At 66.7% G+C, this 25,756-nt stretch carries 19 protein-coding genes; 7 read left to right on the top strand and 12 right to left on the bottom strand.

Annotation, left to right across the window (positions count from 1 at the left end; translation table 11 throughout):
- Window positions 1-4: 4 nt before the first annotated feature.
- The 6 genes from AB4Z32_RS03470 to rpsB form a co-directional block, all read right to left on the bottom strand.
- On the bottom strand, window positions 5-832 hold the full coding sequence (locus AB4Z32_RS03470; RefSeq protein WP_441934388.1) for a phosphatidate cytidylyltransferase: 828 nt from the start codon (window positions 830-832) through the stop codon (window positions 5-7).
- The gene (uppS, locus tag AB4Z32_RS03465) at window positions 832-1,587 is read right to left on the bottom strand and encodes a polyprenyl diphosphate synthase (protein WP_441934386.1); all 756 of its coding nucleotides are present in this window, start codon (window positions 1,585-1,587) and stop codon (window positions 832-834) included. The genes AB4Z32_RS03470 and uppS overlap by 1 nt, the downstream gene beginning before the upstream one ends.
- A 103-nt stretch (window positions 1,588-1,690) precedes the next feature.
- Entirely contained in the window at window positions 1,691-2,251 is a 561-nt protein-coding gene (gene frr / locus AB4Z32_RS03460) for a ribosome recycling factor (protein WP_441934384.1), read from the bottom strand.
- A gap of 33 nt (window positions 2,252-2,284) precedes the next feature.
- Entirely contained in the window at window positions 2,285-3,001 is a 717-nt protein-coding gene (pyrH, locus tag AB4Z32_RS03455) for a UMP kinase (protein ID WP_441934382.1), read from the bottom strand.
- An 87-nt stretch (window positions 3,002-3,088) separates the two neighbouring features.
- Window positions 3,089-3,997: a translation elongation factor Ts gene (tsf, locus tag AB4Z32_RS03450; RefSeq protein WP_441934380.1), complete on the bottom strand. Its 909-nt coding sequence runs from the start codon at window positions 3,995-3,997 to the stop codon at window positions 3,089-3,091.
- Window positions 3,998-4,107: 110 nt separating this feature from the next.
- Window positions 4,108-4,854 carry a 30S ribosomal protein S2 gene (gene rpsB / locus AB4Z32_RS03445; protein WP_441934378.1) on the bottom strand — a complete coding sequence of 249 codons (747 nt, stop codon included), beginning with the start codon at window positions 4,852-4,854 and terminating at the stop codon, window positions 4,108-4,110.
- A gap of 189 nt (window positions 4,855-5,043) precedes the next feature.
- Here rpsB and map point away from each other — a divergent pair, with 189 nt between their 5' ends.
- Genes map through AB4Z32_RS03430 form a run of 3 tightly spaced genes read left to right on the top strand, consistent with a single transcriptional unit; the run spans window position 5,044 to window position 9,318 of the window.
- Window positions 5,044-5,916 carry a type I methionyl aminopeptidase gene (map, locus tag AB4Z32_RS03440; RefSeq protein ID WP_441934376.1) on the top strand — a complete coding sequence of 291 codons (873 nt, stop codon included), beginning with the start codon at window positions 5,044-5,046 and terminating at the stop codon, window positions 5,914-5,916.
- Window positions 5,917-5,929: 13 nt separating this feature from the next.
- Window positions 5,930-8,521 (top strand): [protein-PII] uridylyltransferase, encoded by a 2,592-nt coding sequence (locus AB4Z32_RS03435; protein WP_441934374.1) that lies wholly within the window; start codon window positions 5,930-5,932, stop codon window positions 8,519-8,521.
- Window positions 8,522-8,571: 50 nt separating this feature from the next.
- Window positions 8,572-9,318, top strand: coding sequence for a pseudouridine synthase (locus AB4Z32_RS03430; protein ID WP_441934373.1), 747 nt, complete (start codon window positions 8,572-8,574; stop codon window positions 9,316-9,318).
- Here the strand turns inward: AB4Z32_RS03430 and AB4Z32_RS03425 are convergent.
- From AB4Z32_RS03425 to AB4Z32_RS03415, 3 genes are all read right to left on the bottom strand, one after another.
- Window positions 9,291-9,647, bottom strand: coding sequence for a hypothetical protein (locus AB4Z32_RS03425; protein ID WP_441934371.1), 357 nt, complete (start codon window positions 9,645-9,647; stop codon window positions 9,291-9,293). The genes AB4Z32_RS03430 and AB4Z32_RS03425 overlap by 28 nt on opposite strands.
- 140 nt (window positions 9,648-9,787) lie before the next feature.
- A complete protein-coding gene (locus AB4Z32_RS03420; protein WP_441934369.1) occupies window positions 9,788-13,018 on the bottom strand; it encodes a PAS domain S-box protein in 3,231 nt (1,076 codons plus the stop codon).
- A gap of 347 nt (window positions 13,019-13,365) precedes the next feature.
- Window positions 13,366-15,540: a hybrid sensor histidine kinase/response regulator gene (locus AB4Z32_RS03415; RefSeq protein WP_441934367.1), complete on the bottom strand. Its 2,175-nt coding sequence runs from the start codon at window positions 15,538-15,540 to the stop codon at window positions 13,366-13,368.
- Between the two features lie 217 nt (window positions 15,541-15,757).
- On the opposite strand from AB4Z32_RS03415, the gene AB4Z32_RS03410 reads away from it, so the two are divergent.
- The 4 genes from AB4Z32_RS03410 (at window position 15,758) to AB4Z32_RS03395 (ending at window position 22,411) form a co-directional block, all read left to right on the top strand.
- Window positions 15,758-17,263: a peptide MFS transporter gene (locus AB4Z32_RS03410; protein ID WP_441934365.1), complete on the top strand. Its 1,506-nt coding sequence runs from the start codon at window positions 15,758-15,760 to the stop codon at window positions 17,261-17,263.
- Between the two features lie 178 nt (window positions 17,264-17,441).
- Window positions 17,442-18,287 carry a phosphate/phosphite/phosphonate ABC transporter substrate-binding protein gene (locus AB4Z32_RS03405; protein WP_441934363.1) on the top strand — a complete coding sequence of 282 codons (846 nt, stop codon included), beginning with the start codon at window positions 17,442-17,444 and terminating at the stop codon, window positions 18,285-18,287.
- A 15-nt stretch (window positions 18,288-18,302) separates the two neighbouring features.
- Entirely contained in the window at window positions 18,303-21,185 is a 2,883-nt protein-coding gene (locus AB4Z32_RS03400; protein WP_441934361.1) for an EAL domain-containing protein, read from the top strand.
- A 14-nt stretch (window positions 21,186-21,199) separates the two neighbouring features.
- The gene (locus AB4Z32_RS03395; protein ID WP_441934359.1) at window positions 21,200-22,411 is read left to right on the top strand and encodes a pyridoxal phosphate-dependent aminotransferase; all 1,212 of its coding nucleotides are present in this window, start codon (window positions 21,200-21,202) and stop codon (window positions 22,409-22,411) included.
- A 4-nt stretch (window positions 22,412-22,415) separates the two neighbouring features.
- Here the strand turns inward: AB4Z32_RS03395 and AB4Z32_RS03390 are convergent, their stop codons facing one another.
- From AB4Z32_RS03390 to AB4Z32_RS03380, 3 genes are read right to left on the bottom strand one after another with little or no spacing between them, the layout of a single operon-like run.
- On the bottom strand, window positions 22,416-23,783 hold the full coding sequence (locus AB4Z32_RS03390) for a hybrid sensor histidine kinase/response regulator (RefSeq protein WP_441934357.1): 1,368 nt from the start codon (window positions 23,781-23,783) through the stop codon (window positions 22,416-22,418).
- Window positions 23,784-23,808: 25 nt separating this feature from the next.
- A complete protein-coding gene (locus AB4Z32_RS03385) occupies window positions 23,809-25,269 on the bottom strand; it encodes an RAD55 family ATPase (protein WP_441934355.1) in 1,461 nt (486 codons plus the stop codon).
- Window positions 25,270-25,689 carry a hypothetical protein gene (locus AB4Z32_RS03380; RefSeq protein WP_441934354.1) on the bottom strand — a complete coding sequence of 140 codons (420 nt, stop codon included), beginning with the start codon at window positions 25,687-25,689 and terminating at the stop codon, window positions 25,270-25,272.
- Between the last annotated feature and the right edge of the window lie 67 nt (window positions 25,690-25,756).

Genomic DNA, 25,756 nt, shown 5'->3' with positions numbered 1-25,756 from the left:
CCGCTTAAAGACGCGAGCCGATGAGGGCTGCGAGCGGCAGGACCGGGATCAGGGCATCGATCCGGTCGAGGACGCCGCCGTGGCCGGGCAGCAGCTTGCTGCTGTCCTTCATGCCGGCGCGGCGCTTGAGCTGGGACTCGAAGAGGTCGCCGACGATGCTGGCGGCGACCATCAGGACCAGGATGGCCAGCAGGGCCGGCCAGCCGTAGCCGCGCTGGACGCGCGCGGCGAAGGTGCCTGCGAAGGCGGCGCCGCCGTACGCGACGGACAGCGAGGCCAGGACCAGCACGGCGATGCCGCCGCCGATCGCGCCTTCCCAGGATTTGCCCGGCGAGATCGACGGCGCCAGCTTGCGCTTGCCGAAGGCCTTGCCGGAGAAGTAGGCGCCGATGTCGGCCACCCACACGATCGCCATCACCGACAGCAGGTACAGCGGCGAGGACGAGAACAGCACCACGATGGCCACGAAGCAGCCGAAGATCGCGAAGCCGTAGACCAGGCTCAGCAGCGTGTTGGACGGGCTGCCCAGCGGCGGCAGGCCGAACTTGAGCGAGGGCGTGAAGCGGGCGATCCACAGCGCCAGGCTGAGCGCGGCCCAGAAGGCGGCGTTCAGGTGGCCGGTCAGCACCGAGACGGCGAACACGGCGGTCCAGACCAGGGCGATGATGTGGGCGCTGCCGGTGCCGGGATTGAAGAGGCGCACGCATTCCCAGACGGCGGCGCCGAAAAACACCGTGGCCACCACCGCAAATGCCGTGAAGTTGTTGAAATACAGGACCGGCAGCAGGACTGCCAGCAGGACGATTGCGGTAATGACGCGGGTTTTCAGCATCAGCGTGCGGCCTTGGTTGCTACCTGCTCGCCGGTACGGCCGAAGCGGCGTTCGCGGCTCTGGTAGGAGGCGATGGCGGTGTCGAGCGACTCCGGCGAGAAGTCCGGCCAGAAGGCGTCGGTGAAGTACAGCTCAGAATAGGCCAGCTGCCACAGCAGGAAGTTCGAGATGCGCTCTTCGCCGCCGGTGCGGATGAACAGGTCCGGCTCCGGCGCGTAGGCCATCGCCAGGTGCGGCGCCAGCATCTCTTCGGTGAATTCGGTCACGCCCGGATTGGCGGCCACCATCTTGCCGGTCGCCTGCATGATGTCCCAGCGGCCGCCGTAGTTGGCGCACACGGTCACGGTCAGGCGGGTATTGTTGGCGGTCTTGCGCTCGGCGTTGGCGATCATGTCCTGCAGCTTCGGATCGAAGCGCGACAGGTCGCCCACCACCTTCAGGCGGATGTTATTGGCGTGCATCTTCGCCACTTCGCGCTCGAGCGCGGCGACGAACAGGCCCATCAGGTAGGACACCTCATCGGCCGGACGGCGCCAGTTTTCCGAGGAAAAAGCGAACAGCGTCAGGTACTCGACGCCGCGCTCCACGCAAGCCTCGACGATCTTGCGCACGGCGTCCACGCCCTTGACGTGACCGGCCACGCGCGGCAGCAGGCGCTTGGTCGCCCAGCGTCCATTGCCGTCCATGATGATGGCGATGTGGCGCGGTACCGCCGGCGCGTCGGGAACTGCGGTGGTCGAACTTTTGAAAATCATAAATCAGGCCGGTATCGGCGGTAAAAACAAGGCGCCGGCACGGGCGGACCCGGCCGGCGGACAGTTTGCGGCTGCGGGCACAAAGGCGCCCCGCCCCCGCAGTTTACACCGTCATGATTTCTTTCTCTTTTTCGGTAACGAGCTTGTCGATGTCGATGACGGACTTGTCGGTCAGCTTCTGGATCTCGTCCTGGGCGCGGCGCTCGTCGTCTTCCGAGATGGCCTTGTCCTTGATGAGGCGCTTCAGCTGTTCGTTGGCGTCGCGGCGCACGTTACGCACGGCAATCTTGGCGTCTTCCGCTTCCGACTTGGCCAGCTTGACCATTTCCTTGCGGCGCTCTTCGGTCAGGGCCGGGGTCGGCACGCGGACCATTTCGCCGAAGGTCGACGGATTCAGGCCGAGGTCCGAATCGCGGATCGCCTTCTCGATGGTGCTGAGCATCTTCTTTTCGTACGGCGTCACACCGATGGTGCGGGCGTCGATCAGGGTCAGGTTGGCAACCATCGGCAGCGCGGTGGGCGAACCATAGTAATCCACCATCACGTGGTCGAGGATGCCGGTGTGGGCGCGGCCGGTGCGGACCTTGGCCAGGTCGGCCTTCAGGGTGTCGATGGACTTGGCCATCTTGTCCTGGGCGTTTTTCTTCACGTCAGCGACGGACATACTGCTCTCCTGTGTTTTGCTAAATAAGGAATGTTAAACGTGTACCAGTGTACCCTCGTCTTCGCCCATGATCACGCGCTTGAGCGCGCCCGGCTTGACGATCGAGAACACCTTGATCGGCAGCTTCTGGTCGCGGCACAGGGCGAACGCGGTGGCGTCCATCACCTGCAGATGCTTGGCGATCGCTTCGTCGAAAGTGATCTGCTCGTAGCGGGTAGCGTGCGGATCCTTCTTCGGATCGGCAGTATATACGCCATCGACCTTGGTTGCCTTCAAAACAATCTCGGCCGAGATTTCGGAGCCGCGCAGGGCGGCCGCGGTATCGGTGGTGAAGAAGGGGTTGCCGGTGCCGGCGGCGAACACGACCACCTTGCCCTCTTCCAGGTATTGCAGGGCCTTCGGACGCACATAGGGCTCGACCACCTGCTCGATGCCGATCGCCGACATCACGCGCGCGGTGATGCCCTGCTGGCGCATGGCGTCGGCCAGGGCCAGCGCGTTCATCACGGTGGCCAGCATGCCCATGTAGTCGGCGGTCGCGCGGTCCATGCCCTGCGCACCCGGAGCCACGCCACGGAAGATGTTGCCGCCGCCGATCACGACCGCCAGTTCCACGCCCAGCTTCTGCACCTCCGCCACGTCGGCCACCATGCGCTCGATGGTGGCGCGGTTGATGCCGAACTGGTCGTCGCCCATCAGCGCTTCGCCAGACAGTTTGAGGAGGACTCGTTGGTAGGCTGGTTTGGTCATGAATGGGGCTCCTGGATGTTAGATGATTCGAATTCGGGGTACTACTATGAAAACGGGCCTTTCGGCCCGTCTTCTTTTTACTGCTGATTACTGCTTGGCTGCGGCCATCTGGGCGGCAACTTCTGCTGCGAAGTCGTCGACTTTCTTCTCGATGCCTTCGCCCACCACGTACATGGTGAATGCCTTGACGGTGGCGTTGTTCGCCTTCAGCATCTGCTCGATGCTCTGCTTGTCGTTCTTCACGAAAGCCTGGTTGAACAGCGACACTTCCTTCAGGTACTTCTGCACCGAACCGTCGATGCGCTTGGCAACGATCTCTTCCGATTGCGGCTGCTTGCCTTCGGCGACGGCCTTCTCGGCGTCTTCCTTGGCTTTCAGCTGGGCGACCGAACGCTCTTTCTCGATCAGCTCGGCCGGCACTTGCTCAGCCGACAGGGCGACCGGCTTCATCGCGGCGATGTGCATGGCGACGTCTTTGCCCACTTGCTCGTCGGCGCCGTCGTAGTCGACGATCACGCCGATGCGCGCGCCGTGCAGGTAGGAAGCCAGCTTGCCGGTGGTTTCGAAGCGCTGGAAGCGGCGAACGGTCATATTCTCGCCGATTTTGCCGATCAGTGCCGTACGCACGTCGTCGAAGGTCTTGCCGTCGACCGGCAGGGCGGCCAGGGCAGCGACGTCGGCCGGGTTGTTCTCGGCGACCAGCTTGGCAGCCAGGTTGGCCATGGCCATGAACTCGTCGTTCTTGGCGACGAAGTCGGTTTCGCTGTTGATTTCGACCAGCGCGCCGATGTTGCCGGCAACGTAAGCCGTCACCACGCCTTCGGCGGTGATGCGCGAAGCTGCTTTCGAGGCCTTGCCGCCCAGCTTGACGCGCAGGATCTCTTCGGCACGTGCCATGTCGCCTTCGGCTTCGTTCAGTGCCTTCTTGCACTCCATCATCGGGGCATCGGTCTTGGCGCGCAGTTCGCCAACCATCGCTGCAGTAATCGCTGCCATGTCATTTCTCCTAAATAGGTTTGTTCTTGCTGAATCTGCTTGCAAAAAAGGGCGCTCGATCCAGGCTCGGCGCCCCTTCTTTCACTCCAGCGGGCTGACGCCCGCCGGCATTATGCTTGCTCGGAAACTTCGACGAAGTCGTCGCCAGCCTTGACCGCCTCGACGACGTCGTTGGTGGCGTTGGCGCGGCCTTCCAGGATCGCATCGGCAACGCCGCGTGCGTACAGGGTGATGGCCTTCGAGGAGTCATCGTTACCCGGGATCACGTGGGTAACGCCTTCCGGCGAGTGGTTGGTGTCGACCACGCCGATGACCGGGATGCCCAGCTTGCCGGCTTCGGTGACGGCGCCCTTGTGGTAGCCGACGTCGACCACGAAGATCGCGTCCGGCACGCCCTGCAGGTCCTTGATGCCGCCGATCGACTTCTGCAGCTTGTCCAGCTCGCGCGAGAACATCAGGGCTTCTTTCTTCGACATCTTCTCGACTTCACCCGATTCGATCGCGGCTTCCATGTCCTTCAGGCGCTTGATCGAGGTCTTGATGGTCTTGAAGTTGGTCAGCATGCCGCCCAGCCAGCGCTGGTCGACGTACGGCACACCAGCGCGCTGGGCTTCAGCGGCGATGATGTCGCGGGCCTGGCGCTTGGTGCCGACCAGCAGGATGGTGCCGCGGTTGGCAGCGATCTGCTTGATGGTTTTCATCGCATCCTGGTACATCGCCATGGTTTTTTCCAGGTTGATGATGTGGATCTTGTTGCGATGACCGAAGATGAACGGTGCCATTTTCGGGTTCCAGAAACGGGTCTGGTGGCCGAAGTGAACACCGGCTTCCAGCATTTCGCGCATAGTAACGGACATTTGATTCTCCAGGGTTAAGTCTTGAATAACGGCCGGTACACCTGTGTCAGGCACCCTTGTCGGCCGCATTCGCGATTCAATAAAAAAGACGTTTTTTTCAACATTGCTCGATACGAACACGAGCAACCCGAGATTCTAACGGGATTTGCCTCCGATTTCAAGTTCATACGTGCCGCCCGATCACATATAATGGACGGATATCCCCTTGCAGAACTGAATTCGCGTCACAGACAAATTATGTCCATCACCATCAAGACCCAAGAAGAGATCGAAGGCATGCGCATCGCCGGCCGCCTCGGCGCCGAAGTGCTCGACTACATCACCCCCTTCGTCAAGCCGGGCGTCACCACCGGCGAACTCGATCGCCTCTGCCACGAATACATGGTCCAGGTGCAGGGCACCGTGCCGGCCCCGCTGAACTACGCGCCGCCGGGCTACCCGCCCTTCCCCAAGGCCGTCTGCACCTCGGTCAACGACGTGATCTGCCACGGCATCCCGGGCGACAAGGTGCTGAAGGCCGGCGACTCGGTCAACATCGACGTCACCGTGATCACCAAGGACGGTTTCCACGGCGATAACAGCCGCATGTTCCTGCTGGGCGAACCCTCGATCCAGGCGCGCCGCCTGTCCGAGATCACCTACGAATGCATGTGGCTGGGCATCAGCAAGGTCAAGCCGGGCGCCCACCTGGGCGACATCGGCCACGTGATCCAGCAGCACGCCGAGAAGAACGGCTTCTCGGTGGTGCGCGAATTCTGCGGCCACGGCATCGGCAAGGTCTTCCACGAAGAGCCCCAGGTGCTGCACTACGGCCGCCCGGGCACCGGCGAGGAACTGAAGGCCGGCATGATCTTCACGATCGAGCCGATGATCAACGCCGGCAAGCGCGACATCCGCGAGATGCCGGACGGCTGGACCATCAAGACCAGGGACCGCAGCCTGTCGGCCCAGTGGGAGCACATGATCCTGGTGACGGAAACCGGCTACGAGGTGCTGACCACCTCGGCCGGCACCCCGCCGCCGCCGGCGATCGTGCTGAACAAGGACGCCGTCCCGGCCTGAATCGCTGCATGAGATGAGCGGCACCATCGCCACCGAACCGCAGGCCAGCCTCCAGACGCAGCTGCGGCAGCGCCTGAAGGACGAGCGCCAGCGCATCATTGCCGACTTCCGCGAGAACGGCAAACCCGAGAAGCTGCTGCGCGGCCTGCGCCACAGCGTCGACGGCGTGCTGGGCGACGCCTGGCGCGCGGCCGGGCTGCCGCTTGAAACGGCGCTGGTCGGGGTTGGTGGCTACGGCCGCGGCGAGCTGTTCCCGCACTCGGACGTCGACCTCCTGATCCTGCTGGGCGATCCGCCGGACGCCCTCACCCAGGCCAGGCTGGAGCAGTTCGTCCAGCTGCTGTGGGACCTGGGCCTGGAGATCGGCCACGCCATCCGCACCGTCGACGAATGCATGAGCGAGTCGGCGGCCGACATCACGGTGCAAACGAGCCTGCTCGAGGCGCGTCTGGTCACCGGCAGCCAGGCCCTGTTCGCCGAGCTGCAGCGGCGCTATGCCGAGGCGATGGATCCGCAGGCCTTCTTCCACGCCAAGACCGCCGAGATGCGGCTGCGCCACGCCAAGTACGAGTTCACGCCCTACAGCCTGGAACCGAACGTGAAGGAGAGCCCGGGCGCCCTGCGCGACCTGCAGGTGATCCTGTGGGTGGCGAAGGCGGCGGGACTCGGCAATTCCTGGACCCAGCTGGCGATCCGCGGCCTGATCACGCGCGCCGAGGCGCGCCAGCTGATGGAGAAGGAGTACGCCTTCAAGGACATCCGCGTACGCCTGCACCTGCAGACCCGGCGCCGCGAGGACCGCCTGGTGTTCGACGTCCAGACCCAGATCGCCGAGACCTTCGGCCTGACCTCGACCGGCCTGGGCCTGGAAGCGCGCCGCGCCAGCGAATACCTGATGCAGCGCTATTACTGGGCCGCCAAGGTGGTGACCCAGATGAACACCATCCTGCTGCAGAACATCGAGGCCCAGCTGTTCCCCCAGGCATCAAGGCCGATGCCGATCAATCCGCGCTTCAACGAAGTCAACGGCTTCATCGACATCGCCGCGGACGACACCTTCGAGGCCAACCCGTCCGCGGTGCTGGAAATCTTCGTGGTGATGACGGAACGTCCCGACATCAAGGGCATGACGGCGCGCACCACGCGCGCGCTGTGGCATGCGCGCACCTTGATCGACGAATCCTTCCGCGCCAATCCCCTGCATCGCGCGTTGTTCCTGCGCATCCTGCAAGCCCCGGTCGGCCTGGTGCACGCGTTGCGCCGCATGAACGACATGGGCGTGCTGGGCCGCTACCTGCCGAACTTCCGCCGCATCATCGGCCAGATGCAGCACGACCTGTTCCACGTCTACACGGTGGACCAGCACATCATGATGGTGGTGCGGAACATGCGCCGCTTCACTATGACGGAACACGCCCACGAATACCCCTTCTGCAGCCAGCTGATCGCGAACTTCCGCGACCGCTGGCTGCTGTACGTGGCCGCCCTCTTCCACGACATCGCGAAAGGCCGCGGCGGCGACCACTCCGAACTCGGCAAGCAGGACGTGCTCGAATTCTGCCGCGACCACGGCATCTCGCAGGAAGACACCGAGCTGGTGGTATTCCTGGTCGAGCAGCACCTGACCATGTCGCAGGTGGCGCAGAAGCAGGATTTATCCGATCCGGACGTGATCGCGGCGTTTGCCGGCCTGGTGAAGGACGAACGCCACCTGACCGCCCTCTACCTGTTGACCGTGGCCGATATCCGCGGCACCAGCCCCAAGGTGTGGAACGCCTGGAAGGCCAAGCTGCTGGAAGACCTGTACAAGATGACCCTGCGGGTGCTGGGCGGCGAACCGCCTTCGGCCGACCGCGAACTGCGGGCGCGCCAGCAGGAAGCCCTGGCCACGTTGCGCCTGTTCGGGCTCGGCCCGCACGCCCACGAGAAACTCTGGGAACAGCTCGACGTCGCCTACTTCCTGCGCCATGACGCCTCCGACATCGCCTGGCAGACCCGGGCCCTGGTCGACAAGCTGGGACGCGACAAGCCGGTCGTGAAATCGCGCCTGGCGCCGATCGGCGAAGGCCTGCAGGTGACGGTGTACGTGAAGGACCAGCCCGACCTGTTCGCGCGCATCTGCAGCTATTTCGACCGCAAGAACTTCTCGATCCTCGACGCCAAGATCCACACGACCCGGGACGGCTACGCGCTCGACACCTTCCTGATCACGGACGAGAATTTCGCCAACAACTACCGCGACATCATCAGCCTGATCGAGCACGAGCTGTGCGAGGTGCTGACCCGCCAGGAAGCGCTCAGCCCGCCGCTGCGCGCCCGCCTGTCGCGGATGTCGCGCAACTTCCCGATCATCCCGACCGTGGAGCTGCGCCCGGACGAGCGCGGCCAGTTCTGGCTGCTGTCGATCGCCGCCAACGACCGCAACGGCCTGCTGTATGCGATCGCCAGCGTGCTGGCGCGCTACCGCATCAACCTGCATACCGCCAAGATCATGACGCTCGGGGAGCGCGTCGAGGACGTGTTCCTGATCGATGGGCAGGCCTTGCATAATCAGCGGGTGCAGGTGCAGTTGGAAACCGAGCTGCTCGACGCTTTGAAAATTTAACCAACGTCGTCCCCGCGCAGGCGGGGACGATGGTTCAACTTTTACCACTTATGACCGAACCCGTACGCCTCTCCAAACGCATGTCCGAACTGGGCCTCTCCTCCCGCCGCGAAGCCGACGACTGGATCGCCAAAGGCTGGGTGCGGGTCGACGGCAAGGTCGTCAACGAACTGGGCAGCAAAGTGCTGCCGCACCAGAAGATCACGGTGGAGCGCCAGGCCGCGGCCGAGCAGAGCAAGCGCGTGACGGTGCTGATCAACAAGCCGGTCGGCTATGTGAGCGGCCAGGCCGAAGACGGCTACAAGCCGGCCGTGGTGCTGGTCAAGCCGGAAAACCGCTGGAAGGACGATCCCTCGCCCGAGCAGTTCCACCCGACCCAGCTGCGCTCCCTGGTGCCGGCCGGGCGCCTGGACATCGACTCGGTCGGCCTGTTGGTGCTGACCCAGGACGGCCGCATCGCGCGCCAGCTGATCGGCGAGGACACGGCAATCGAGAAGGAATACCTGGTGCGGGTCCAGTACACCAAGCCAGGCAAGCTGCCGGACGCCGAGCTCAAGAAGCTCAACCACGGCCTGTGGATGGACGGCAAGCCGCTGCTGCCGGCCAAGGTGCGCTGGCAGAACGACGACCAGCTCAGCTTTACCCTGAAGGAAGGCCGCAAGCGCCAGATCCGCCGCATGTGCGACATGGTCGGATTGAAGGTGATCGGCCTGAAGCGGGTGCGGATCGGCCGCGTCAAGCTGGGCGAGCTGCCCGCCGGGCAGTGGCGCTACCTGGGTCCGGACGAGCGCTTCTGATAATCGATCCGGCCCTCGCCGGCTTCGTCCATCCACGGGTCGAGCGGGCGCAGCCCTTCGAGCACGGTCTGCGGCCCGTCGATGCTGCCGCCGCTGTCCGGGTCCCACAGGATCCTGAGCTTGGAGCGGCCCTTGCGCATGTCGATGCGGGCGTAATCGACCCAGGCGTCATCGCCATTGTATTCATAGGTCGTGGTCCAGCCGGCGGCCTTCAGCGCATCGGCCGTCTGGCGCAGCGCGAACGGGGGCAGTCCTTCGACCGTGCCCGGCTCCAGCCTGGGGTCGCCCAGCACGGATAGATACCTGACAAATTCTGAAATCCACGTCATCGCTGCCTCCCAATACGGGTTGACGTGATTTCAGTCTATCAGCCGCTATCGGGCTTTGACGTTAGCTAACTCACTTTGCATAAAAAATGCAGGGTGAATGAAAACGCCTGGAAATTATTGCGATTTGTCGATATTTTGCGTCAGATCAGGATTCGGTGAAGGTCCTCCAGGCTGACCGGCTTGGTCAAATGATGGCTGAAGCCACGGTTGCGGGTCTGGCGGCGGTCCGAATCCTGGCCCCAGCCGGTCAGCGCGATGATGCGCATGTTGGCGAAGCGCTCGTCCTGGCGCAGGCGGCGCGCGACCTCGTAGCCGTCCATGCCGGGCATGCCGATATCGAGCAGGACGCTGGACGGCAGAAAGCTTTCCGCCATCGCCAGCGCGGCGCGGCCGTCGTAGACCACGCGCACGTCGGCGCCGTCGGCTTCCAGCAGCAGGCCGAGAGTATCGGCGGCATCGCGGTTGTCGTCCACCACCATGATGCGCTGGCCGGCGAAGGGCGCGTTCGGCCGCGCCAGAGCCAGGCCCGGGCGCTCGCTGCGGCCCTCGTCCACCGGCGCCAGCGGCAGGCGCACCAGGAATTCGCTGCCCGCCCCGCTGCCGCCGCTGTGCGCCTCGACGCTCCCGTGGTGCATCTCGACCAGGCTGCGCACCATGGTCAGGCCGATCCCGAGACCGCCCTGGCCGCGCCCGACCGCGCGGTGGGCCTGGGCGAACATGTCGAACACCCGTCCCAGCGACTCGGCCGGGATGCCGATCCCGGTATCGCGCACCGAGGTCAGGACCTGCCCATCCTCGCGCCAGACCTCGACCCAGATGCGGCCGCCCGGATCGGTGTACTTGGCGGCGTTGTTGAGCAGGTTGGCGAACACCTGGGTCAGGCGCACGCGGTCGGCCTGCAGCACCAGCGGCTCCTCCGGCAGGGCCACCGCCAGCTGGTGGCCGGCGCGCTCGATCGCCAGCTGGCTGGTCTCGACCGCGCTGTGGATGATCTCGCCGATCGGCACCCGCTCCAGCCGCAGGTCGATCTTGCCGCGGGTGATGCGCGAGACTTCCATCAGGTCGTCGACCAGGGTCACGATCTGGCGCACCTGGCGCCCGACCATCTCGACCACGCGGTCGGACTGGCGCCGTCCGTCGGGCCGGCGCATCAGCTGGACCGCGTTGCTGATCGGCGCCAGCGGGTTGCGCAGCTCGTGGGCCAGCGTCGCCAGGAACTCGTCCTTGCGGCGGTCGGCCTCCTTCAGCGCTTCCTCGGCCTGCACGGCGCCGGTGATGTCGAGCGAGATGCCGACGTAGCCGCGGTGCTGGCCGTCGCCCGTGTACCAGGGCGCGGCATGCGACTCGAACCAGCGCCAGCTGCCGTCGCGCGCCGGCACCCGGACCCGCTGGGTGTAGGCGGCGCGCTGGCGGATGCCCTCGCAGACTTCCAGCAGGTAGGCGTTCATGTCGTCCGGTTGGACGATGGCGCGCCAGCCGTCGGCCTCGCCGGCCGGGCCGCCCTCGTCGGGGCCGCGCTGGTTCAGGTACATCAGGCAGCCGTCGGCGTCGAACTGGTAGATCAGGGCCGGCGAGGCGTCGGCCAGCGCGCGGAACCGGGCTTCGCTCTCGCGCAGCGCGTCCTCGGCGCGCTTGCGCACCGTGATGTCGTGGAACAGGATCGCCACCCGCGGCGCCTCGCCGCCGCCGACCGGATACACATAAAAATCGAACCAGCAGGACAAGGCCTCGGCAAAGCACTGCGAGCGCGCACTGACGCCGGTGCGCGCGACCTGGGCGCAGGCATCCAGCCAGCAGGGCTCGTGCTCGGGCCTCACCTTCAGCTGGCCGGGGCCGACGTAGTGAATGCTGGTCATGCGCACCGCCGCCGGATTCGCTTCCGAATACGCCAGTCCGACCGCGCGGCCGTTCTCGTCGTGCTGCACGGTGGCCAGCAGGAAGCCTTCGTCCATCGCCTCGAACAGCATGCGGTAGCGGCGCTCGCTCTCGGCCAGCGCGGCCTGGGTACGGCGCCGCTCGTCGATGTCGATGTTCATGCCGAACCACTTGCGCAGGCTGCCGTCCGGGCCGAACAGGGGCGCGGCGCGCACATTGGTCCAGCGCCAGCCGCCCATCGCCACGTGGACGCGGAATTCCATGTTGATCCCGCGCCGCATCGCCAGCGCGGCGAGCCATTCGCGGCGCACGTAGTCGCGGTCGTCCGGGTGCACGGCGTCGAGCCAGCCCTTGCCCATCGAGGACGCCTCGCGCTGCCCGGTATACGCGCACCAACTGGGAGAAGGGGCGACGAAGTTGCCGTCCGCATCGGTCTCCCAGACCGCCTGGCCGAAACCCTCGACCAGGGCGCGGAAGCGCTGCTCGCTCTCGGCCAGGCGCGCCTCGGCCTCCTTCAGTTCTGTGACGTCGAGGATGAAGCAGACGCAGCGCGCGTTCGCGCCCTCGCCGGAAATGCGGGCCGGCGCGTACAGGCCCCACCAGCGACTGCCGTCCCGGCGCAGCATCTGCTTGGTGTAGGGACGCGTGACCCCGATGTCGCGCAGCTCGTAGCCCGAGCGCAGGGTCAGGTCCCAGAACTCGGGCGCGGTCGAGGCCTTCCAGTTCTCGAAATCGCGCAGCTCTTCCCCGCTGTAGCCGGTCATGCGCTGGTAGGCTTCGTTCACTTCGTGGATGGTGCCGTCGAGGTCGAAGTAGGCGACGCCGACGGTGCTGATGCTGAGGGTGGCATCGACCAGGGCCTTGTGTTCGCGCAGCGCGCGCTCGGCGGCGCGGCTTTCCTCGACCTCCCGCTCCAGCGTCTGCTTGCTTTCGAGGACGGGCCGCATCCGCTGCTCCACTTCGCGTTCGAGCCGTTCGGGGTCCGGATTGTCGCGCAGGGCGCCGCCGGCCCGGTGCGCGGCGGCGGCGAAGCCTGCCAGTTCGCGCAGCAGCTCGAGGTCGTGGGCATCGAAGTTCTCGCCCTCGTCGGCCAGGATCGCCATCAGCGCGCCGGCCGGACGCCCGCGCACGCGCCACGGCACGCCGAGGGCTTCCGCCACCTTCACGCCGGCCTCACGGACCGATTCGAACTCCCGTTCCGGGTGTTCGAACAGCACCGCGCCATCCGCCTGCACGCATACGCCGCAGGGGCAGGATTGCAGCGGAAAGCGCTTTCCCACCTGGCCGTCGCCGCCGCCCGCCACCGCACACCAGCAGATTTCCTCGCCATCCTTGCCGGGTTCGCGCACGGCGATCACCACCGCGCTCGCACCGCACAGCGCGCGCGCCGTCTCGGCTATCCGCTGCAGCAACAGCTCGGGCTCGTCGGCCAGGCACTGGGCCAGCAAGGCCAGCGCACTGCGCTCGGCGGCCGGGTCGCGGCCCTGGACATGCACACCGCGCTCATGAAGCAGTCCCGCGATGACGGCGTCATCGCGGTATCCAACGGCAGAACCTGGGGAGGAGTCAGCCATAAATGAGGATATAAGGTTGTTGTGAGTATCTGGTACCTCACATTTGAAACCAAGAATACTTTACAACTCGATAATCTCCAATGGGAATTCAATCGTACAGGATCCTGCTTGCATAAAGACGAGCTCGAGCGGCAGCGGCGGCGAAAACGCTCCGACCCCGGGCCTGCGCCGGGCGATTGCCCAGGACAAATGGTAGCGCTGCCAAAGAGAGGGAAATGCTGCCGCAAGCGTTTGCGGCAGACGGCGCATTCTTTGTTGCTTGACTGTATTCAGCGCACCACGTCGAGCTCGCCGATCGCGCGTTCGAGGTCTTCCAGGCGCACCGGTTTCTTGAGATGGCGGTCGAAGCCGGCCGCCAGCGCGCGCCGCACATCGTCCGGCTGGCCATAGCCGGTAACGGCCACCAGCCGGATCCCGCCCTGCTCGCCCAGCGCGCGCGCCACCTCGTGGCCCGAGATGTCGGGCAGGTCGATGTCGATGAAGGCGATCTGCGGCAGCGCGTTGCGGGCCAGCGCGATGCCGCCATGGCCATCGGCGGCGCAGCTCACCGCGCAGCCGCGCGAGGCCAGCAGTGCGCACATCATCTCGCGCAGGTCCTGGTTGTCCTCTACCACCAGCACCCGCAGGCCGTCCAGCGGCGCCGCCTCGGGCGCGGGCGCCTCGACGGCGGCCACGGCCTCGGGCGCCAGCGGCAAGCGGATCGTGAAGGTGCTGCCCTGCCGCGCGCCACGGCTGACCACGGCCACCGAACCGTGCTGCTGCTCGACCAGCGACTTGACCACCGCCAGCCCGATCCCGAGGCCGCCCTTGCTGCGGTTCGCCACCTTGCCCTGCACGAACACGTCCCACACGCGCGGCAGCAGCTCGGCCTCGATGCCCTTGCCGTCGTCCGCCACGACCAGCTCCGCCATGTCTTCGCGCCGCCGCGTGCTGACGCGGATGTGGCCGCCGGCCTGGGTGTACTTGGCGGCGTTCTCGATCAGGTTGCCGATCACCTGCTGCAGGCGGGTCGGATCGCTGTTCACCCACACCGGCTCGAGGTCGAGCTCGACGTGATGCTCGCTGGTGGCACCCCGGGTCTGCAGGGTCAGCGCGGCTTCGCGCACGGCGGCGGCCAGCTCGAGCGGCGCCAGCGCCAGCACCACCTTGCCGCTCAACACGCGGTTGGCGTCGAGCAGCTCGTCCACCAGGTGCGCCAGGTGGCGGCTCTGGCGACCGATGATCTGGTGGGCGCGTTCCGCCGCCGGCCCGCTCGCCCCCATCTGGATCAGGGCGATGGCGGAGCTGATCGCGCCCAGCGGATTGCGCAGCTCATGGCCCAGCATGGCCAGGAATTCGTCCTTGGCGCGATTCTGCGACTCGGCCACGCTGCGCGCCGCCTGCACTTCGGCCAGGTGCTTGCGGCGTCCGGTCTCGGCCTTCTGCAGGCGCCTCGAGACGGCGTGCAGCACCTGCTGCAAGCTGTTCAGTTCGGTGATCCGCAGGTCGGCCGGCGGCGGCAGCCAGCCTTCCGCCATGCCCTCGGTGGCGGCGCCCAGGTATTCCGTCGCCGCCAACAGACGCCGCGCGAACAGGATCGCCCCCGCCAGCGCCAGCGCCACCGCGCACAGCAGGGTCGCGGCGATCAGCGACACCGCACGCGCCGCGGTGGCCGCGAGTTCGCTGGACGGCACCCCGATCGCTGCGGTCCAGCCGGACAGGGCCGAGCGGGCCAGCGCCACCGTCATCGGCGCACCTCTGGCATCGGCGGCATCGGCCTGGACCGCGCCGGAGCGCAACGCCGCCAGCAGGTCGGGACGGGCGCGCGAAGCGATCTCGGCCAACCAGGCGCCGTTGCGGGCCAGGGTCGCGCCGTCGCGGTCGAACACCGCCACCTGCCAGCCGGCCGGAACGTCGCGCGGCAGCAGGCTGTTCAGGTGGGAAATGCCGAACCACTGGTCGAGCAGGACCCGGCGGCCGTCGTCCAGCACCAGCGGCAGCTCGACCGAGATGATGTAGCGGTGGGTGGAACTGCCGACGATCAGGTTCGACACGGTCGGACGCTGGCGCGCGAACACGGCGCGCACCCGCTGGAGGGCGCCGCGTGCCGGGGCCGCCACCGGCTGGCCGTAGGGGACCGCGGTATTGAAAAGTTGCTGGCCATCCTCTTGCAGCACCGCGGTCTGGCGGCCGCTGCCGGCATTCGCCGCCTGCGACTGCACATAGAAGGAGCCGAAATCGCCTTGCTGCAGGCGCGCCGAGGTCGACAGGGCCTGGCCGGCGGCGATCGCGGCCGTCAGTTCCTGGTCCATCGCCAGCACGGAAGCCCGCGCCAGTTCCTGCATGCCGCGCAGCACCGCATGGCGCTCCGCATCGAGCAGCAGCTTGATGGCGACGCCGGCGCCGACGATCATGGGCAGGAAGACCGCCGCGGCAAGCAGGCTCAGGTGGGTGCGCACTCTCATGGTGTCGTTTCGATCCTCGATTGGTCGGACAGACTCGGGCAACGTTCCATTTTATATTCAGCAAGTTTTTTCGTGCCGCACGACAGCGAAAAAAGCCGCAGAGCCCGCCACGACAGTCTTTACGCGCCGTTTTCCGGCATTGCGCGAAGGGCCGGGGTCGCGTAGCATCCGGGGATTGCTTGTCCACAAGGCAGGCATCCGAGAATCCGGGAGACCCATGAAAACCGAAACCCTACCCCTACCCTACACACAAACCCGTTCCTTCCTCACCGTCGCTCTGATCGAGCTGTGGGAGCGCTTCGGCTATTACGGCATGCAGGCGCTGATCGTCTATTACATGGTCGAACGCCTCGGCTTCGAGGACAGCCGCGCCAACCTGGTCTGGAGCGCGGCCGCCGCCCTGATCTACGTGGCTCCCGCAATCGGCGGATGGATCGGCGACAAGGTGCTGGGCACCAAGCGCTCGATGTACCTCGGCGCCATGGTCCTGACCGTCGGCTACGCGCTGATGTCGGTACCGACCGAGAGCACCCGCTTCCTGTTCTGCGCCCTCGGCGTGGTAGTGGTCGGCAACGGCCTGTTCAAACCCAACACCGCCAACCTGGTGCGCAAGATCTATGAAGGCGACGATTCCAAGATCGACTCCGCCTTCACCCTGTACTACATGGCCGTGAACGTCGGCTCGACCGTCTCGATGCTGGCCACGCCCTGGATCAAGGATTACGTCAACGCCACGTACGGCAACAACTTCGGCTGGCACGCCGCCTTCGGGGTCTGCGCCGTCGGCCTGGTGGTCGGCCTGCTGAACGTGGCCCTGATGCGCGCCACCATCGCCCACGTCGGCAGCCTGCCGGACGAGCGTCCCCTGCAGGTCGGCAAGCTGGCCGCCGTGCTGGTCGGCGCCGTGCTGGTGGTGTTCGGCTCGGCCGAGATCCTGGAAAACCAGGGCCTGGCGCGCGCCTTCGTCTACCTGGCCGGCTTCGTCGTGCTGGGCATCTTCGTGCACCTGATCCGCAAGAGCGAGCCGAGCGAGCGCGCCGGCCTGATCGCCGCCCTGGTGCTGACCCTGCAGACCGTGTTCTTCTTCATCTTCTACCAGCAGATGTCGACCTCGCTGTCGCTGTTCGCCCTGCGTAACGTCGAGCTCGACTTCAGTGTCTTCGGCGCCCACCTGTGGACCTGGTCGCCGGCCCAGTTCCAGGCCCTGAACGCGATCTGGATCATGGTGCTGAGCCCGGTGCTTGCCTGGGTGTACTCGGCCGCAGGCCGCACCGGCAAGGACCTGTCGATCGCCGGCAAGTTCGCGCTCGGCTTCGCCGCGGTGGCAGCCGGCTTTTTCGCCTACGGCGTGGCCGGCGCCTTCGCGGTGAACGGCATGACCTCGTCGTGGGTCATGATCGCCGGCTACGGCCTGTACTCGCTGGGCGAACTGCTGGTGTCGGGCCTGGGCCTGGCGATGGTGGCGCGCTACGTGCCGGCCCGCATGAGCGGCTTCATGATGGGCGCCTATTTCGTTGCCACCGGTATCTCCCAATACCTGGGCGGCGTGGTCGCCAACCTGGCCAGCGTGCCGAAGGACCTGACCGATCCGGTGCAGACCCTGCCGATCTACACCAGCCTGTTCAACAAGCTGGGCATGGGCGCGGTGGCCTGCACCGTGATCGCCCTGCTGGCCCTGCCCCTGATGCGCAAGCTGACGGCCAGCCACCAGTCGCACCAGTAAGTTTCAACGCCATCCGGGGGCGCGTCCTGCGCCCCCTTCTCCCCCATCGCTCCGTCTGTCGCGTGTGCGCATCAGAAGAAAGATTGGCGAACAGACCCGATCTGTTGCAAAAAGGAAATCTGATATATAGTGCGTGACTCTACCGGGCGCAGCGGCGTCCATGACCTGTCACGACACCATGCACACGCTCCCCAAAACCGGCCTGTTGACGCTGGCCTGTCTCCTGTTCGCGCGCGCCGCGGCCGCCGAACCGCACAGCTACAACTTCTCGCCGGTCAACCAGTACAACCTGCAGATCTCGGCCAGCTTCTGGAATCCCATCATCCGCTACGTCTCGAACAAGAGCGGCGTGCATCTGAACCTCAAGCTGGGCCGCACCTCGGCCGACACCACCAGTTACGTGCTGGCGCGCGAAGTCGATTTCGCCTTCACCAACCACCTGTTCAGCCCGGACCGCGAAAAAATGGGCTGGACCGTGTTCGGCCGCCGCGATGCGCCGCCGGTGCACGGCGTGATCGTGGTCCCGGCCGATTCGCCGGTCAAGGACATCGGTGAGCTGGCCGGCAACGCCATCGCCTTCCCTGGACCCGAAGCCCTGGTGGCCTACAAGATTCCCTACGCCCAGCTGCTGCGCAAGAATATTGCCGTCACCCCGGTCTTCACCGGCAACCACGACGCCGCCTTCAGTCAGATGTTCGCCGGCAAGGTCAAGGCGACCGGCGCCAACTCGCAACTGGTCGACGGTTATGCGAAGCGCGAAGGCAAGGCTTTCCGGGTCCTGTGGAGCTCGCCGCCATACAACGAACTGGCGCTGATGGCCTCACCCCGCGTGCCGGCCGCCGAGGTGCGCGCCGTCGCCAGGGCCTTCCTGACCATGCGGGACGATCCGGAAGGCCGCAAGATCCTGGACGCCGCAACCGAGCTGGTGCGCGCACCCAAGCCGGTCGCCTTCGTCCCGGCCGGCGACGCCGACTACGCCGGCTACCGGGCTTTCTACGCCGACGCGCCGGCCAGCCTGCGCTAACACAGGAACGGCGCCATGACCGTGCTGAGCCGCATGTCTTCGACACTCAGGAAGATGTCGCCGACCGCCCTGCTGCCGCGTTCCCTGGCCGGCCGGGTATTCACCGTCTTCAGCCTCACCATGCTGCTCTTCCTCGGCATCGGCCTGGCCCTGTTCTACCGCTACCAGTTCCTGCAGCACGTCGACGAGACCCAGGACGCGGCCATGACCCTGATCGAGGTCGCGGCCCAGAACATCGAGGACAGCGCGGTGATCGGCGACTACGACACCGTTCAGCGCACCCTCGGCAAGATGCTGTTCCAGTCGCCGTTCAAGAGCGCCGCCTTCATCGACGTCGCCGGCGGCACGCTGCGGGTGCAGGCGCCGAAAATCGAACGCGTGCCGGCGCCGGACTGGCTGACGCAGCTGATCGCCTCCAAGCTGTACGAGGTCAACCGCGTGGCCAATGTCGGCGGCCGCGACTACGGCGTGATCCGGCTCGAGTTCGACGCCGACAAGATCGCCTCCCAACTATGGGCGCTGGTGATCGAGACCGCGACCTTCGCCCTGGTCGCCTTCGTGCTCGGGGTGGCGCTGTTGCGCACCCTGCTGAAGCGCTGGCTGTCGAACCTGGGCCGCCTGCGCTCCTTCGAGGACGACGTCGCCGCCGGCCGCGTCACCGCCGAAGCCGACCTGCAGGCCGACGCCCCGACCGAGATCCAGGAAGCGATCCGCGCCGTCAACCGGGGCGCCGCCAGCCTGCGCGTGCAGTACGGCCAGCGCATCGACTCGCTGATGAACTCCCTCATGCAGCACAAGAGCGCGGTGGACCAGGCCGCCATCGTGTGCGACGTCGACCCGGCCGGCCGCATCGTCGGCGTCAACGAACTGTTCGAGCGCAGCAGCGGCTACACGCGCGCCGAGGCGCTCGGCCGCGAGCTGGCCGAATTCGGCCGTCCGGCCGGCAGCGCCGCGGCCTGGAGTCCCTCGCCCCAGGTCTGGAACGGCGAGGTCACGGTCGAAGGCCGCGCCGGCCGCCTGCAGTGGTACCGGACCATCGTCCCGATCTTCGAGGCGGACGGCGCCATCGAGCGCTACCTGTGCATCGACATCGACATCACCGAGCGCAAGGAATTCGAACGCGCGATCGTGGAAAACGCCAAGCGCCAGACCCTGATCGCGGAGCTCGGCCGCAAGGCCCTGGCCGCCAACGACCTCGACGACCTGTTCGTCGACGCCGTGCAGGCCGCCGCGCACGGCCTCGGCACGCCCTGCGCCGCCCTGTTCGAGATCGGCCCGGAGCGCCAGCTGACCTTGCGCAGCGGCGCCGGCAGGCTGGCGCAGGCGGCCGGACTGCAGCTCGGCTGCGCCGGCGCTCCGCTGGCGGAACCGGCGGCAACCGGCCTGCGCCCCTGGTTCGCGCCGCTGGCGGCGATGCACGGCCTGCGCGCCGGCCTCGACGCCGGCGTCGGCCAGTACGGCGTGCTGGGCGCCTACTGCGACGGCCAGCGCCGCTTCGACGAGGACGACGCCGTGTTCCTGCGCGGGATCGCCAACATCCTCGCCACCTGGGTCGAGCGCCAGGAAGCGCGCCGGCGCCTGACCTACCTGGCCCAGTACGACTCCCTGACCAATCTGCCGAACCGGCGCCAGCTGGGTGCCTGCCTGGAAGAGGCGATTGACCGCGCCGGCCGCCACGGCCACCGCGCCGCCGTGATGTTCATCGACCTGGACCGCTTCAAGAACGTCAACGACATGCTCGGCCACGGCGTCGGCGACCAGTTGCTGGTGCAGGCCGCGGCGCGCCTGGAAGCCTGCGCGCGCGAAGACAATGTGGTGGCGCGCCTGGGCGGCGATGAATTCGCGGTGGTGCTGCCCTGGCTCGGCGCGAACGAGCGGCATTCGGGCGACGCCTCGCTGATCGCGACCCGCATCGTCGAGGCGCTGGCCCAGCCCTTCCACCTGCAGGGCCAGCAGCTGTTCGTCTCGGCCAGCATCGGTATCGCCAGCTATCCGGAAGACGGCACCAGCGCCGAGCAGCTGCTCAAGAGCGCCGACACCGCCATGTACGGCGCCAAGAACAGCGGCCGCAACACCTGGCAGTTCTATTCGGCGGCCCAGCACGAGAACGCGGCCCAGCGCCTGCAGCTCGAGTCCCAGCTGCGCCAGGCGCTGGAACGCGACGAATTCCTGCTGCACTACCAGCCCAAGCTCGACCTCGCGAGCGGCAGCATCAGCGGCTTCGAGGCCCTGCTGCGCTGGAACCATCCGCAGCGCGGCCTGGTAGCGCCGCTCGAATTCATCTCCATCCTCGAGGACACCGGCCTGATCCTGCCGGCCGGCGAATGGGTGATCGGCGAAGTCTGCCGCCAGCTGCGCAGCTGGGAAGCGGCCGGCCTGCCCATGCCGCCGGTGGCGATCAACCTGTCGGCCCGCCAGCTGCAGCAGACCGACCTGGCCGCCGTCATCGAACGCATCGTCGGCGAGGCCGGGGTCGATCCGACCCTGCTGGAATTCGAGCTGACCGAATCGATGCTGATGACGAATCCGGAGGCGGCGGTGGCGATCCTGTCGCGCATCAAGGCGCTCGGCATGCGCCTGTCGGTGGACGATTTCGGCACCGGCTATTCGAGCCTGGCCTACCTGAAGCGCTTCCCGCTGGACGCCCTGAAGATCGACCGCACCTTTGTTCGCGACCTGCCGGACGACCTCGACGACGCCGCCATCACCAAGGCCGTGATCCGGCTGGCGCACAGCCTGAACCTGAAAGTGGTGGCCGAGGGCGTCGAGAATGTCGAACAGATACGCGAGCTGGAAAGGTATGACTGCGACGAAATCCAGGGCTATTACGTCAGCAAGCCGCTGCCGGCCGCCGACTGCGCCCGGCTGCTGCGCGCCGAGCAGCCGGCGCCGGCCTGAGGTAAGATAAGCGGATGCCAGATACACAGAATACCAGCGCGCTCGCGACCCGCGCTCTCCAGGTCGCATCCCGCGTCGACGCCATCGAACCCTTCCGCGTCATGGAAATGGTCAAGCAGGCTGCCGCCATGAGCCGCGCCGGCATCGACGTCGTCAGCATGAGCGTCGGCGAACCCGACTTCACCGCACCGGACATGGTGGCGCAGGCCGCCATGGAAGCGATCCGCGGCGGCGCCACCCAATACACCGAATCGCTGGGCCTGCCGGCGCTGCGCGAGGCGATTTCCGGCCACTATGCCCGCTTCTACGGCCTGGACATCGATCCGCGCCGCATCGTGGTCACCGCCGGCGCCTCGGCCGGCCTGCTGCTGGCCTGCGCCGCCCTGGTGGCCGAGGGCGACGAAGTCCTGATGCCGGACCCCTGCTATCCCTGCAACCGCCACTTCGTGAGCGCCTTCGGCGGCAAGCCGACCCTCCTGTATGCGAGCGCCGCGGAACGCTACCAGCTCACGGCGGCCCACGTGGCCGAGCATTGGCACGACCGCACCCGCGGCGTGCTGGTGGCCTCGCCCTCGAACCCGACCGGTACCTCGATGACCGTGCCGCAGGCGCGCGAGCTGCTGGCCGCCGTCAGGCAGCGCGGCGGCTTCGCCATCGTCGACGAGATCTACCAGGGCCTGTCCTACGACGGCAAGCCGGTCAGCGCCCTCGCGCTCGACGACAATGTCATCACCGTGAACAGCTTCTCGAAGTATTTCAGCATGACCGGCTGGCGCCTGGGCTGGCTGGTGGTGCCGGAAGCCCTGGTGCCGGCGATCGAGAAACTGGCCCAGAACCTGTTCATCTGCGCGCCCACCATCGCCCAGCATGCCGCCCTGGCCTGCTTCCGCGACGACGCGCTGGAGATCTTCGAAGCGCGTCGCCTGGAATTCCAGCGCCGCCGCGATTTCCTGGTGCCGGCCCTGCGCGAACTGGGCTTTTCCGTGCCGGTGATGCCGGACGGCGCATTCTACGTGTACGCGGATATCTCGCACCTGCCGCACCATCTCGCAGGCGACAGCACCGCTTTCGGCAAGGCGGTGCTGGAAGACGCCCATGTGGCGATCGTGCCGGGCGACGACTTCGGCTTCGCCGCGCCGAGCCGCCACGTGCGCTTTTCGTATGCGACCAGGTACGAGCGGATCGAAGAGGCGGTGCAGCGCCTCGGTGGCTTCCTGCGCAAATAAGGAATCAGAAATGCGGCTGCGAGGCGTCGATCAGCGGTAGCAGCGCATCCAGCCCGACCGGCTTGACCAGGTAGTGGTCGAAGCCGGCCTCGCGGCCCCGCGCTTCGTCCTCGGGCTGGCCGTAGCCGGTCAGGGCGATCGCCAGGGGCCGCGTGCTCTGCTCTCCCTTTCCCATCGTCGCGCGCACCGCGCGGATCAGGCCAAATCCATCCAGGCCAGGCAGGCCGACGTCGCACACGATCACGTCGTAAGGCCGCTCGAGCGCCGCCGCCAGGCCGCTGCGCCCGTCGAGCGCGGTCACCACCTCGTGTCCCTCTTCGCGCAGGCAGGCCGCCAGGGTGGCGCAGGTGTCCGGATTGTCTTCCACCACCAGCACCCGCTTGCGTCCGCCGGTAACGGCCACCTGGGCCGGGCCGCGGCCGATGCTGTGGCTGCCGGAGCGCGGCAGGCGCACCGTGAAGCAGCTGCCCTGGCCGGCGCCGCCGCTCTCCGCCGTCACCGTGCCGGCGTGCATGGACACCAGGTTGCGCACCACGTTCAGGCCGACACCGAGGCCGCCCTCGGAGCGCGCCAGCGAGCGCGGCCCCTGGGTGAACAGGTCGAAGATATAGGGGATGATTTCGGGCGCGATGCCGTTGCCGTCGTCCTCGATCGCCACCGACACCTCGTCGGCGTAGGCAGCAGCCCGCAGGTGCAGCCTGCCGCCGTCGCCGGTGTACTTGGAGGCATTCGCCAGCAGGTTGGTGAACACCTGGGTCAGGCGCACCTGGTCGCCCTCGACCAACACGTTTTCCGGCGGCAGTTCAAGCTGCAGGCTCTGGCGGCGTTCCTGGATACAGGGCTGCATGGTCTCGACCGCCTGCTGCAGCACGTCGGCCAGCACCAGCGGCTGGGTCGACAGGGTGATCTTGCCGCTGCTGATGCGGGCGGCGTCGAGCAGGTCGTCGAGCAGCTTGGCCATATGCTCGACCTGGCGTGCGATCACGCGCGACAGCTTGTGCATCTGGGGCGAGGCGTCCGGGGCGCGTTCCAGCAGCGAGGCCGCCATGCCGATCGGCGACAGCGGGTTGCGCAGCTCGTGCGCCAGCATCGCGAGGAACTCGTTCTGGCGCCGGTTGGCGGCTTCGGCGTCTTCCTGGAGGTGCTGGGCCTGCACCGCCGCCAGCACCAGGTGCTCGTTGGCTTCGCGCAGCTGCTCCAGAGTGGATTCGAGGCGGCGCCGTTCGGCGGCGGCGGCGCGCAGGCTCTCGACTTCGTCTTCGAGGACGCGAATGCGGCGCAGCAGGTATTCCTCCGGCAGGGCAACGCGCGGCTCCTCGTGCGTGCTCGCGCGCTGTTGCGAGGCCGTGATGTCGTCGTCTTGCGGTTCCATTGCGTCCTCGCCCATGCCTTTCCCGTCAACGCCTTGGCGTCGGATGTCCCGTCAGCAGTCCGTCGTACTCGCTCGGCTTGCCATCGACCTCGATGCCGGCGTCCGTGATCCTGTATTCCCGTAATTCCGAACTGTGATCGCAGCCGCGCACCTTCACGACCATCATGATCTTGCGCAGTTCGCCTTCGATCTCGGCAAAGCGCAGGGACACCACGGCATCCGTCAGGAAGGACAAGGCGCTCGGGCTGAAGCGCAGGCCCATGTAATCGTCTTCCATGCCGACCGTCACCAGCGCGGTCACACCGCGCTTGGCCAGGGCGGTCAGGGTGCGGAATACCGCCAGGCGCAGGTCGGCGCGCACTTCCGGCGCCAGGTAGAGCTCGATCTCGGACAGCGAATCGATGACCACCCGGGTGGCGCCGGTGCGCTCGATCGCGCACATCAGCGCGTCCAGCAATTCCTCGACGCTGAGCGAAAGCGAACGGCTCTCGACCACCTCGACCTGGCCGGACTGCGACAGCGCGGCCAGTTCGGCGTTGCGCAGGCGCGCCGTGCCCTTTTCGAAATACAGGGCGACGCCCTTCTCGCCCAGGTCGGCGCCGGCCTGCAGGAAGCGGGTGCCGAGGATAGTCTTGCCGATGCCGGTCGGTCCGGACACCAGCATCGTGTGGCCTTGCGGCAGACCGCCGCGCAGCAGCTCGTCCAGTCCGGCGGTGCCGGTCGGGATGCGGCGCGGACTGCGGTCAACCGGGCTGCCCGGCAGGCGGTCGTCGGCCAGCGGCGGCAGCACGCGCGGATAGACGCGGATGCCGTCGTCGGTGATGCGCATGGTGTGCGAGCCCGTCATGTGGGCCTGGCCGCGCATCTTGTTGATGCGGATCTTGCGCAGCATCGAGTTGTCCTCGTTTGCCTGGATCAGCGTGATCATGCCGTCGGCCACGGTGATGATCGGATTGGCTTCGACGTCGGCTTGGGAATATTCGCCGATCAGGAAAGTGGTGGCCTGCCAGGTCGCCATCCGCGAACCGAGTTCCTGAATGAATTGCTGCAGGTCCGACAGCCCCTCGTTGCCACTGCGCGCAGATTGCATGACCGAGCGGAAGGAATCGACGAAGACAAGGCCGGGACCGAAATCCTCGACCTCGCGCATGATGCGTTCCAGTACTCCATGGAAATGGCCTGCTCGTAAATCATCGGCCAGGTTCACGTAGCGGATGTCGGGCCCGACCTTGGCCATGTCGAAGAAGGCGAACTGCTGCTGGTAGCGCAGCATCTTCAGCGGCGGCTCGCCCAGCACGGTAAAGAACAGGGCGCGCCGTTCGGGACCGGCCTGCGCGAACATGATCTGGTGCGCGAGCGTGGTCTTGCCGCTGCCGGGGGCGCCGGCGATCAGGGTGAAGGAATATTCGGTCAGGCCGCCGCCGAGGAGGACATCGAGGCCCGGAACCCCGGTTGCCAGCAATCCCAGGCGTACTTTGTCGGTCATTTACTTGTGCTCCTGTACATCTTCCGGTCCGTCCTGCTCCGAAGCCCTGGCCTGCTCGAGGAGCCGGGCCGTGAGCGCTTCGCCGATCAGCGACGACAGCTGTCTGGTGAATGTGTTCAGCAACTCCGCGTTCGCGATGTCGGCCACGGCGCGCTCGACGCCTGCCAGGTCGCGCTCCAACGCAACGAGCAGTCCGTCGATGGTCTTGCGCGAAGTATCCACGCTCAACCACTCGTAACGGACCGCCATCGTGCGGAGGGCGCGGCCGAACAATGCGCAAAAACCGCTCTCGCCGATCAGCGTGACCAACTGGCCACTGATGCGGCGCCACGGGCGCAGCCTGTACACGGCAGCGCTCGCCTGTGGCTGCGCCGTCCCGTCATCGCTGGATTGTCGCCGCTTGTTGTCGTCTCTTTCCATGCAGGTCAACTGGATTTATCTTGGTGCGGCACCGCCGAGGCGGCCAAGGCATGTGGTCCATATTATA

Source organism: Massilia sp. 2TAF26, from assembly GCF_052115005.1.
In the GTDB taxonomy this organism is placed as follows: domain Bacteria; phylum Pseudomonadota; class Gammaproteobacteria; order Burkholderiales; family Burkholderiaceae_D; genus Telluria.
Note: the sequence above shows the minus strand (reverse complement) of the source record. Positions and strands in the feature narration are given on the sequence as shown.